This is a genomic window from Deltaproteobacteria bacterium (assembly GCA_009929795.1).
Classification (GTDB): Bacteria; Desulfobacterota; Desulfovibrionia; order Desulfovibrionales; family Desulfomicrobiaceae; genus RZZR01.
Map to the genome: position 1 here is coordinate 1 of RZZR01000080.1, position 11,445 is coordinate 11,445.

The 11,445-nt window shown below is 55.6% G+C and carries 9 protein-coding genes, 4 tRNA genes and 1 pseudogene; 2 read left to right on the forward strand and 12 right to left on the reverse strand.

Annotated elements, in window-relative coordinates; all coding sequences use genetic code 11:
* Positions 1–172: 172 nt before the first annotated feature.
* From EOM25_09375 to EOM25_09415, 9 genes are all read right to left on the reverse strand, one after another.
* Positions 173–248, reverse strand: a tRNA-Thr gene (locus EOM25_09375).
* Between the two features lie 18 nt (positions 249–266).
* Positions 267–343: transfer RNA gene (locus EOM25_09380), tRNA-Gly, on the reverse strand.
* Positions 344–405: 62 nt separating this feature from the next.
* Positions 406–491, reverse strand: a tRNA-Tyr gene (locus tag EOM25_09385).
* Positions 492–496: 5 nt separating this feature from the next.
* Positions 497–572: transfer RNA gene (locus EOM25_09390), tRNA-Thr, on the reverse strand.
* A 61-nt stretch (positions 573–633) separates the two neighbouring features.
* On the reverse strand, positions 634–2,292 hold the full coding sequence (locus EOM25_09395) for a PAS domain-containing hybrid sensor histidine kinase/response regulator (protein NCC25390.1): 1,659 nt from the start codon (positions 2,290–2,292) through the stop codon (positions 634–636).
* Positions 2,289–3,959: a hypothetical protein gene (locus tag EOM25_09400; GenBank protein NCC25391.1), complete on the reverse strand. Its 1,671-nt coding sequence runs from the start codon at positions 3,957–3,959 to the stop codon at positions 2,289–2,291. The genes EOM25_09395 and EOM25_09400 overlap by 4 nt, the downstream gene beginning before the upstream one ends.
* A gap of 20 nt (positions 3,960–3,979) precedes the next feature.
* Entirely contained in the window at positions 3,980–4,594 is a 615-nt protein-coding gene (locus EOM25_09405) for a chemotaxis protein CheC (GenBank protein ID NCC25392.1), read from the reverse strand.
* On the reverse strand, positions 4,591–4,968 hold the full coding sequence (locus EOM25_09410) for a response regulator (GenBank protein ID NCC25393.1): 378 nt from the start codon (positions 4,966–4,968) through the stop codon (positions 4,591–4,593). Before EOM25_09410 ends, EOM25_09405 begins: the two co-directional genes overlap by 4 nt.
* Before the next feature lie 12 nt (positions 4,969–4,980).
* On the reverse strand, positions 4,981–5,802 hold the full coding sequence (locus tag EOM25_09415) for an MBL fold metallo-hydrolase (protein NCC25394.1): 822 nt from the start codon (positions 5,800–5,802) through the stop codon (positions 4,981–4,983).
* Positions 5,803–5,957: 155 nt separating this feature from the next.
* Here EOM25_09415 and EOM25_09420 point away from each other — a divergent pair, with 155 nt between their 5' ends.
* Positions 5,958–6,239 (forward strand): 2TM domain-containing protein, encoded by a 282-nt coding sequence (locus EOM25_09420; GenBank protein ID NCC25395.1) that lies wholly within the window; start codon positions 5,958–5,960, stop codon positions 6,237–6,239.
* A gap of 69 nt (positions 6,240–6,308) precedes the next feature.
* On the opposite strand, the gene EOM25_09425 is transcribed toward EOM25_09420, so the two are convergent.
* The 3 genes from EOM25_09425 to EOM25_09435 all read right to left on the reverse strand — a co-directional run bounded on the left by EOM25_09425 (position 6,309) and on the right by EOM25_09435 (position 10,982).
* Entirely contained in the window at positions 6,309–7,070 is a 762-nt protein-coding gene (locus tag EOM25_09425) for a transporter substrate-binding domain-containing protein (GenBank protein NCC25396.1), read from the reverse strand.
* 406 nt (positions 7,071–7,476) lie between these two features.
* Positions 7,477–8,769, reverse strand: a complete 1,293-nt coding sequence (locus tag EOM25_09430; GenBank protein NCC25397.1) for a diguanylate cyclase — start codon at positions 8,767–8,769, stop codon at positions 7,477–7,479.
* Positions 8,766–10,982: a PAS domain S-box protein gene (locus EOM25_09435; protein NCC25398.1), complete on the reverse strand. Its 2,217-nt coding sequence runs from the start codon at positions 10,980–10,982 to the stop codon at positions 8,766–8,768. Before EOM25_09435 ends, EOM25_09430 begins: the two co-directional genes overlap by 4 nt.
* Before the next feature lie 343 nt (positions 10,983–11,325).
* Here EOM25_09435 and EOM25_09440 point away from each other — a divergent pair.
* Positions 11,326–11,445, forward strand: a pseudogene (locus EOM25_09440) (ATP-binding protein).

The window sequence follows — 11,445 nt, forward strand, 5'->3', positions numbered from 1 at the left end:
CGTCAGCGTCGTCTTCCCGTGGTCAATGTGACCAATGGTCCCAATGTTTACGTGCGGCTTCTTCCGCTCGAACTTCGCCTTACCCATGTTTGTAACCCCCTTGAGCAAAAAATGATATGACCAGATCGCACCTTGGCACGAAAAGGAAGCGTGTGCGGAGATGTCTGACGTGTGGAGCCCACGACCGGATTTGAACCGGTGACCTCTTCCTTACCAAGGAAGTGCTCTACCGACTGAGCTACGTGGGCCTGGCGATGCGCACTCAATGGAGCGGGAAACGGGACTTGAACCCGCAACCCTCAGCTTGGAAGGCTGATGCTCTAGCCAATTGAGCTATTCCCGCGTCATGAAAGAGTAGTCAGACGGCAGGCCTGACCTGCCTCCTACTTCCGTTCTCAGCTTGCGTGGTGGAGGGGGGAGGATTTGAACCTCCGAAGGCGTACGCCGACAGATTTACAGTCTGTTCCCTTTGGCCACTCGGGAACCCCTCCACGCCTGGAGCTGGCGATGGGACTTGAACCCGCAACCTGCTGATTACAAGTCAGCTGCTCTACCAGTTGAGCTACGCCAGCAAAGAAAGAGGTCTATATAGACCATCGAACCGGATTGCAAGCATTTTTTCCCTAATCCCTCTTAATGGTCTTGCTCTGTCATTTCGGACAATTGCAAAAAAAACCTTTTGCTGACGGTCTGTTCGACGACGACCAGAATGTCCTCGGCCGTACTCGGTTTCGAGAGCCAGCCGTCGGCCCCTGCGGTCAGGGCCTGCTGCTTGTCGGCTTCAAAGGCATTAGCCGTCTGAACCACTATCAGTTGGCGGGAATCGACTCCGTCGATCCGGCCGGACCTGATCAGCTCTATGGCCTCCATGCCGTTCATGACCGGCATCTGAACATCCATCATGACCAGATCGTACGATGACCGGGCCAGTGTCTCCAGAGCCTCCCGGCCATTGGCCACGGTCTTGACCTCATGCCCGGCCTTACCGAGGATGGAGGAGAGATAAAATGCGTTGACCGCATTGTCTTCGGCCACGAGGATCTTCAACCGGCCGGCATCGGGCTTGTGCCGTTCCGGAATCTGGCGATTGACGGGCTGGGCATCGCTCGTCGGAGCGACTCTGACCGTGAAGTGCACGGTGGTCCCCTTGCCCGGCATGCTGTCGATGCAGACGAACCCGCCCAAGAGACCAACCACCCGCCGAACGATACCTAAGCCCAGCCCGGTTCCCTCAAACCGCCTCGTATACGACGAGTCAACCTGGGTGAAAGGCTCGAACACCGAATCCAATACCCCGGGATCCATCCCGATGCCTTGATCGTCGACCTTCACAAGAAGCTGATGAAAGTCTCGCTGGCCGTGCGGTTCCAGCCAGTCAATGCAAACCGCTATCCGACCCGATTCCGAAAACTTGATCGCATTGCCGATGATGTTGAACAGTACTTGGCGCAATCTCGGGCCGTCACCCATGACTGCATCCGGTATGGACGAATCCATCTCAACATCCAGGGCCAGCCCTTTTTCCCTCAGACGAGCCGAAAAGGTCCCTACAACTTCATGGACAAGCCGCGACGGGGAATATTCCATCACCACCGGCTCGATCTTCCCAGACTCGATCTTGGAGAAGTCCAGGACGTCGTTGATGATGTCCAGAAGGCTTCTGCCGGCCATCAATGCGTGAGAGACCAGCTCGCTTTGCTCGCAGGACAGCGGTGTCTCCCTGAGAAGGCTGAGCATGCCTAGGACCCCGTTGAGCGGGGTCCGGATTTCGTGGCTCATGTTGGCCAGAAAGGCCCCTTTGGCCCGGCTGGAGGCCATGGCCTGGTCCCTTGCCCGGACCAGCTCCTCTTCGGCCTGCATCTTCTTCTCGAGTTGCTGGAGGGCTTCGTCGCGCATACGGACATAGTCGTGGATGCGGAGGTTGAGTTCGGTCACATCCTGGACAGTCAGCATGAGCCAGTACCGGCCGTCATCCCGGCGGACCGGGCTGGCCACGACATGTTGAAGCATCTGCTGACCGTCGGGCCGTACGGCCAGAATCATGGTTCGGTGGAGGTAGCTTGAAAACACGGCCGGGGGCCCGCCATCCAGGACGCTCTCCAACCGTCCCCTGTAGCGCGGCTCGTCCAGATTGGGAAAGCGCTCCCGAAGGTCCACGCCCTCGATCTCTGCGCTGGGAATTCCGGTCCATGCAGACAGACAATGGTTCCAGAACCGGACCCGGTATTCTCCGTCCAGGATGCAGACTCCCACGGGCATGGCGTCCAAGGCCTGAAAATCCAGACGCATCATTGGGCGTCCTCGAAGTGCTTTCGACTTTCCCGGACCTCTATCGAACGGGACAGGCCGGCGACGTCCAGAACGATTCCCAGATTCCCGTCGTCCATGACCGTGGTTCCGTGGATACCCGGTACTGCAGAGAAGACCTTACTGATGTCCTGGAACACGGCCGGGTGTTGCCCGACCACCTCGTCCACAGCCAGCCCCATCAGGAGGTTGGGTCCGATTCTGACGACCACCACATGTCGCCCCGAATCCACTGAGGGCATATCGTAAAACGAGGCTAGATCCAAAACCGGTAGGGCCACTCCACGATGTTTGATGAATCGTCTTTTGCAAGCCATGGACCGGGCACCGGCATCAAGATCCAGACATTCGACCACGTCACCCAGCTGAACGAAAAAGACGGTCTCCCCAACCCGGACCCCCAGGCACTCGACGATGGCCAGCGACAGGGGAAACTCCAACAGGATTTCCGTTCCCTGGCCCATAGCACTGAACACCCTCGCCGAACCCCGAATGGTCTCCATGGCCTCACGTACCGAGTCCATGCCCACGCCCCGCCCAGAGACCTCGTCAGTGCCATTCTTGGTCGACAGACCCGGGAGGAAGACCAGGTCGAGAAGCCCATCTTCGTCAAGGAGGGTCGAGTCCTTTATCACTCCTCGTTCCAGGGCCTTGCGGAGTAGGGCCTGACGGTCGACGCCCCGGCCGTCGTCTTGAATGCTGATCCGCACATCCCTGCCGCTCTGCTCAGCCTTCACGGTAATCCGACCTCTGGACGGCTTGCCCGCCTGAACCCGCTCGTCCGGACCTTCGATTCCATGGTCCATACAATTTCTGAAAATGTGCACTAGAGGCCCGTTCAAGTGATCAATGATGGCCATGTCGATGCCCGTGCCCTCCCCCCGGACAACAAGATCGACCTCTTTGCCAAGTTTGGCCCCCAGATCCCGGACCAGCCGACGGAGCTTCTCGAAGATTATCCCAACCGGGATGAGGCGCATCTCCAGAGTCTGCTCCTGCAGTCTCTGACAGAGGATGCCGATGTCCTCGGCCAGGGTCCTCACGGTCCCCTGCCCGCTGTACTTAGCCTCCCGCAGGAGCCGGGCGTGGGTCATGGTCAATTCCCCGATCCTCTGGACCAGCACGTCCAGTTGCTCGGCGGTGACCGTTATCCTGGTAACCCGATCGTCAGACCTTTTCTGATCCTGAGCCTCGGGTTCGACGTGAACGAGTTCTGACGCCGGACCCGAAAGCCCCCCCCGAGATTCTTCCATGGACTTTCGGGCTTGTCGCATCCCATCCAGGGCCTCAAGCCGCTTCTCAATTCCATGGATATTGGGCTCTTCTCCTCCTTCAACCCCTTTGATCATGGCCCCCAGTGTGTCGAAGGCCAAAAGCAAGGCCGAAATGTACTCCTGATCTGGAATCACCCCGTGTTGACGAACCAGATTTAAGGCATGCTCCACCTTGTGGGCGAAGGAGCTTATTGTTTGGAGGTTGAGGACACCGGAATCGCCCTTGATGGTGTGTACGGCCCGAAATATCCGGTTGACCTGATCCGAAAGCCCCTCGGTCTCGATCCGCTCCAAAGCCAGGACGTCGGCCTCAATGTCGCTCAACTGCTCAAGGCAGCTGGTGATAAAGATGCGGATGATGGTTTCGTCGTATTTCACGCTTGGCCTTGCCCCATATGTCAACAGGTCCAGTCGGACATGGCATCGATGGCCTCGAGCAGGGCCGCGAAGGTTTCAACCTTGAAGAAAAGCAGGATATCCCCGGATATTTCCCGACCCTCCATCCGGAAATGGGTCCGGACAAAGAGGACCATCCGTTCGCCCTGATCCAGGCCGGAACGCACGAGATCGTGGAAGGTCTCCTCGAAGTAGACCGGCGGGGAGTAGTTGATGTGCCTGTTCAGCATATTGCCCATGGATCCCATGACCCCGTTCAGGACGATGTTCCCGATCTCCTGGAGGGCCCCAATGCGCAACGAGTCCATGTCGTCGGTGGCCGGACAATGTCCGACCAGTGCCTGGACCAGATTACAGGCGCTGGACGGAGGAAAAACCAATGCGGCAACTCCAGAAAAAAACCCGTGGAAATCGAGCTTGATTGCCGAGACGGTCTCATCGGGCTCAAAAATGTTTTTGCCCAGCAGGTCTTGGATACTGTCGAAGAAGACCACCTCGGGAACAAGGAGTTCCACATGGGAATCGATCATCTGGTTGAGGACCCCGGCCGCCCGGCCCACCCCGATATTGATGAGCTCTCCGAGGACGTCACGCTGATAGTCGCTGACGGAAATCATGCCGAGTCCGACTCCATTGATGACCAGGCTCTGTTCAGGGCCTCGTGGAACTGAACCTTCTGGACCGGCTTGAAAAGAATGCTCTGGGCGCCGAGGATCAGGCACCTCTCTCTGGTGCTTTCCTGGATGTCGGCGGTCAGGACGATGACCGCAGGAGGCTTTTCTCGGCCGTGAATGGCAGCCAGAACCTCGAGCCCTCCGACCTCGGGCATATTCAGATCCAAGACCAGAATGTCCGGTGCCTCGGCCTGGATCATCTCCAGGCACTCGCGGCCGTTTTTGGCCTCAAGAACCTCCATCCCGGCCTCTCGAGCCATGGTTCCAACCATGGTTCGCTGAAATAAGGAATCGTCTGCCAACAAAAGTTTGGCCATAAGACCTCCAGACTATTGATTAACCTCGGTATCGCTTGGCCGACTTTCGCCCAGGGAGTGGATATGGAAACGATCTCCAGAGTCGGGAACGAGTACCGTCAATCCCTGTTTCCTGGCCATTTCCCTAACATCCTCCCTGCCGTCGCGACGAATGTGGACCAAGGCCATTGCTCGGGCCCCGGCTCGGACGCCAAACTCCATGGCCTCGACCGCCGAACTGTGATGATCGCTCTCGTGGATCGGATGATAGGACTCCTGGACCAGGAGATCAACACCCAAAGCCAGATCCAGACACTCCCTCGTCGGCCGACCGTCTCCGCCGTAGTAGATCGCGCCGTCGGCAGTTTCCACCCGCACCGCCAGGGTCGGCACGGCGTGAACTACGGATGCGAAAGCCATCGAATACCAAGCCTCGTGGGTTCTGGTCCCAGGCCGGACCTCGTGAATTTCAAGCCCGAAACCCAGGGCCTCTCGGACACCTGGATAGGCCAAGTCCAAGGCATGTGCCACGGCTAGGCCGGTTCCGGCCCCTCCCCTGACGATCAGAGGGCGACTGCGACCATGCTCCCTCATCCTGATCAGCAGAAGAGGCAGCCCGAAAAAATGGTCGCCGTGAAAGTGGGAAATCCAGACCTCGTCCAACTCCATGGGTCTTGACGCCGTGGCCCAGAAAGCGTGGGCCGCGGTGAAGCCGCAGTCAAGAAGAATTCCCCCTGCCTTGCCCGAAGGCTGAATCAGGATCGACGTATTGGACTGGGCCGTGTCAAAGGCCTCACCTGTTCCGCAAAAGACGATCTCCATATGCCCCTCAAAATCCACCTGATCAAACGCCATTTATTACGCAGAGGGCCAGCTGTGTCAAGATGGGAAAATATTCGGCGGGATTGATCTAGGCCGGAATCGTGAGGCTCTTGACGCCTCCCGGAAGCGAAAGTAGGATTGGTGGAAGAGTTTTTTTACTTACAAACCCGCAGCAAGCGAGGGAACTCATGAGTCCCATGACCGAACAGGAAGCCCGGGGTCGCGTTGCCAAACTCCGAGCCTTATACAAAAATCTGGCCTCCTTTGTGGCGATCAACATCGTCCTCGTGGCCATCAATCTTATTACCAGCCCGAATGACCTCTGGTTCTATTGGGTGACCATTTTTTGGGGACTAGCCTTGGCCCTGCAAGCCGGAAAACTCTTCATCGGAACAGATCGACTTTTTGACAAGAACTGGGAAGAAAGAAAAATCAGAAAGCTCACCGGACAACAAAAATCGAAAAAGTGATCTTGGCCAAACAGAAGAGGCGAGCATCAGCTCGCCTCTTCCCGCATCGTCCAAACCCATTCCACAAAATTATTTGTATTTTGAAATGATTTCTTCAAGCTCGCCGTTGGCCTTGAGCTCGTCCAGACTTTTCTGCAAAATATCAACCACATTTTGTGAAATTTTTTTATTCAAAGCAATATAGAGCTGCCCCTCATTTATCACATAGACGGAATTAAAATTTTTGCTGTCCATACCATAAAATGCGCTCATCCACATGGCCACGCCCTCGGAATACGACCAGGCATCAATATCGTCTCGATATAGATCCATGAGATTCAGAGCTGGAAATCCACGAACTACAAAAAATTCCTCGGAAACATTCTCATTTTGAAGTAATTGATGGCCAACGTCATCTCTTACTACTCCAATTTTGTAATTCTTATTTTTTATATCACTCAATGAATTAATAACTATTCCTCTACTTTTTTTTGCGTAAAGGACAGAACGATTCTCAATAATTGGCCCTACCCATTTAAAAAGATTCTCTCTCTGCGTCGTTCTTGTACAAGCAAAAATAATAGTATTATCATTATTTAATGCCGCATTATATCCGACGGACCACTCGTCGAGACTTATGTCATTTTTTGTCAATTTTGACTCTGACATAGTGAAAATTCGCTCGAAAACATCAATAAATATTCCCTTAAGCTCCCCTTTTTCTTCGTAATTATACGGAGGATAGTACTCGGTATATAGCTTCAGGGAATCCAAGGGACTCGCATTGGCCTGGCAACAAAACGATGGAACACACATCGAAAAAACGCAAATAATGACCGCCCTCAAAATCATGCCGACTCTCCTATAAATTGTGAATAATTTTTACGACCATCACAGAGTGAGACGAAATATGAATTTTCAAACCATAAAAAAAGAAAATTATGAATTAAATTTATTAAATATTTAAAATTATATTAAAAAATTCATAAAAATGCATTAAAAAATGTCATAACGATAAATATTCATTTCAGCGCAAAAAAGCAAGAAAAAAAAGACACCGACAAAGCCGGTATCGAGGACACGCAAAAAATCATAAAGAGGAGCCTTAGCTCAAGCCGCCCGGGCCGAACCAAGGCTCCTCGAAAATTGGACGGTTCTCGAATTGATGATTTTGGGGAAAATAGACCTAAGAAAGCTGGAGCTCGCAGATACAGTCAAAGCCCAAACACTGATTGCGCACGAAAACTGATGAAAAACATCATCTATCGATTTGGATTCGGTTCCGCCCCCCGTCCTTGGCTTCGTAGAGCATCCGGTCGGCCCTCTTGAGCATTTCTTCCAGGCTCTCATCCTGTCGGGCGCAGACCCCGATGCTCATGGTCACCCGAATGTCCTGACCCTCGTAGGAGACGACGGTGCCTTCGATCCCCTGCCTGACTTCGTCGAACACCTCGGCGCACCGGTCGGGGTCCATGTCCGCGCAGATCACCGCGAACTCCTCCCCTCCCATGCGGGCCACCATGTCCGACTCCCTGAACCTGGCCGACAGATACCTGGCCACCGCACTGATTACCAGATCGCCGGCAGCGTGTCCGTAGCGGTCGTTGCAACGCTTGAAGTGGTCGATGTCCAGCATGGCCAGGACCAACCCCTTGCCCCGCCGCCTGTGCCCGGCCAGCAGTTTCTGGCCGTAACTGAAAAAAGATCGCCTGTTGAAGGCTCCGGTCAGGGAATCGCGCTCGGCCAGGTCCCGGATGGTGGCGATGTAGTCGGAGGTTTCGATGTTGCTCAAAACCCGGCAATAGAACTCCTCCGTCAGAAAGGGCTTGTGCATGTAGTCGTTGGCCCCGGCCTTGATGAAATGGGCCGAGGTGGTCGCCCCGCCGGCCCCAGACAGCCCGATGATGGGCAGCCGAGACTTGGACAGGGTGCGCCGGACTTCACGGACCAGGGCCGCTCCGTCCATGCCCGGCATGTTGTAGTCGGTGATCATCAGGCAGACCTTTGGGTCCTTTTCCCTTTCCAGAATCTCCAGGGCCGTGCGCCCGTCCGTGGCCTCGAGCACGGTGAAGTTCCAGACCTCCAGAAGCCCTCGGATCACAGCCCGGCTCACGGCCGAATCGTCCACCACCAGGGCCTTCTTGCCCATGTTTTGGCGCAGCCGCTTGAGAATGGCCACGACTTGCTGGATGTTCTCCCGGTTGTCCTTCAAGACATAGTCAACGATGTGCTTGGACCACATCAGGTCCCGGATGTCGTCGGACATCTCTCCGGTGAAAACCACGGCCGGGATGCCGTGTTTCACGACCAGATCCACGATCTCCCCCCTGGGAGCATCCGGCAGGTTCAGATCCAGCAGGGCCGCGAAATAGTCCCCGGCGCAAAATGATAGATGTTTTTTGGTATCCGCAAAACTGGGGGTTATCCTGGCCTCAATGCCCAGTCCCGACTGAACGGCCCGCGACAGAAGAGATCCGAACGTCTTGCTGTCCTCGACAATGAGAACGTTCTGCCTTTGCTCTCCGACGCACGTGGTCAGGTCGGCGTTCATGTTCCTCCCTCCGGATTGAATTGATCAGGCCTGGCACCGGGGATCCGCAAGCCGACCTCGGTCCGGTCATCCTCGTCCCAGGTCTCCATGAAGATCTCAAACCCCATGGCCTCTGCCATCAGCCTGGCCGAATACGTCCCCAGGCCAGTGCCTCCGGCCTTGCCGTAGCTGTTGTACTTGGCGAAAAAATTTTTGCGGATCGGCTCCGGAACGACCCCGGAATTGTGCACGGTCAGCCGAATGCCGTTGTCGTGTCTGATCTCCACCATTACCTCTCCTCCATCGGGAGAGGCCTCCAAGGCGTTGGCCAACAGATTCGAAATAATGGAGTAGAGCAGGACCCGTCGGGCCCAGAGGCGGAACACCTCCCCGTCCTCGACATCCCGGCCGTCCAGCATAATACGGAGTCTGACCTTCTTGGATGTCACCAGCCTCCTGTTCTGTTTGAAAACCTGCCGGATCACGGCAAGAGCGTCGACCTCTTCGGGCGCGAAACGGTACTCTCCCCGTTCGATCTTGAACAAATCCAGGGACAGATCGATCATCTCAAGCATCTTCTGGCCCGAGTCGGCGATGGTCCGGACAATCTCACGCTGCTCCTCGGTCAGGTTGTCGTCCATCTCCAAAATCTGGGGCAAGCCCATGATTCCATTCAGGGGGGCCTTCAGATCGTGGCGCATGATCCTATCCACGTCTTCTTTAAGTCGCTCAAGGTCTTTGCGGTGGGAGATGTCCTCCTTCATGGCCACGAGACTGGCAATCTTGCCCTGGTCGTCCATGACCGGAAAGATCACGGCCTGCTCCCAGTAGAGCTCCCCGTTCTTGCGCCGATTGCAGATTTCTCCCCGCCAGATTTCCCCCCGCAAAACGGTTTTCCACATCTCCCGATAAAAAGCTGCCTCGTGCTTGCCGGACTTGAGGATCCTCGGATTCTGCCCGATGGCCTCGTTCCGACAATAGCCCGTAGCCGTGCAAAAGGCCGGGTTCGCATATACGATGTTCCCATGGACGTCGGTACTCACCACCGAAAGGGGGCTGTACTCCATGCTGTTCTGAAACGTGCGCAGTTCCAGTTCGTTTTGTTTACGCTCGGTGATGTCCAGGCCCAGAACGGACAGACCTGTCACCCGGCCATCCTCCAACAATGGATAGATGAGGTGAAGAACGTGACGCCCGTCCCGGACGTCCTCGAACTGAACCGGCTCTCCAGTTTCCAAAACCTTGTGGACCTGGGCCATGCGGGATTCTCCGAGTTCGGGCGGCACGAAATCGATGATTTTCGAGCCGACGATCCTGTCGGCGGTCGTCCCCAGACGCCGGGCCAGGGTCTGATTCGCGAACAGAACCTCCCCGTCCGGAGTCATGAGAAAAGCCGACTCCTGAACCGAATCCAAAAATCCCTGGAGAATAGCCCTGTGCCGCTCCAAATTCTGGGCCGTCTGGGTCAGGCTCCGGAACAGCAGGTCGTGGGGCTTGGCCACACCGGTGACAAACACGGCCTTGTAGAGGAAATAAAAGGCCACGATCTTGGCCAGATGTCCGGCTTTGTTCATACCCCCGTACACTCCGACATATGAAGTAAAAGCCAGTTCCGACAGGATGCTGACAAAGATGAAGGCCAAGATAAGCCTGCGGATCTGAGGATCGAAGCCCCCTCCGGTGCGGTGCAGGAGATACCCGGACAAGGCCAGGACCAAGCAGATCACGTACTCGGCGTTCTTCTTGAACAGAGTCAGGCCCTGACCATCAACATAGCAGTCGGGGAAAAAATCGGCGAACACGGCCCAGACCAGACCGGCTGTGACGAGTCCCAGACCGGCCACGGCCGAACCCGGCCAGAGCCTCCGGGAAATAAAGGCCGTGGCCGCCAGCAGAGAGCCTGCTTGGAGGGCGCGGCCCACGATCCAGAGCTGGGTGGGCAGATTGGGGCCATGACCGGGAAACACCCCCATGCCGTCATAGGCCAGGGTGTGCAAAAGATCGACCAGGGACACGAACAGGGCGGCAACGGCCACGAACAGGAGATAATCGTTGTGCAAATACTTCCGCGAATGCCAGCCGATAATGAACACCCCGCAGGAGACGATAATGCTGAACATCTCGGCCAGGGAATGAAAGAGGAGATAGTTGAACCGGCCAATGACGGTGAGGATTCCGATGATCCCCAGGCCGAAGATCAGCTCGCCCTTGTGCTCGCGGAGAATGTCGCCCATGTGACTTGCCTTTTGCTGTCTTTGAAAACCATGGCTTTTCAGAAGGGAAAAGGCATGGACCGTGATTGAAAGATTATCAGTCGAATGGGCAAATGCCAAACGAAATATTCGGTCGCATCAATAACTCAAAATCTGGGGGGGGGTTGCATTTAACTCAGTCTTGACAAGACTATTTCGAGGGGAAAAAAGCTGATTTTCTGACAATTCATTCCCAGCCCATGGAGATCATCATGAAAACCATCGCCCTTTTTCTGACAAGTCTTCGCTGGCAGGACATCGTCGACCTGCTGCTCAACAGCTACATCCTTTTTCGCTTCTATGTGCTGTTTCGCGGCACGGTCATGGTCCGGGTGCTCACCGGACCGGGGCCATCGCTGACACCTTGGGCGTAAAGGTGACGAGCCTCGGACCCGTGCGTGCCAAGTTGATGAAGAAAGGAATGATCTACAGTCCTGCGCATGGA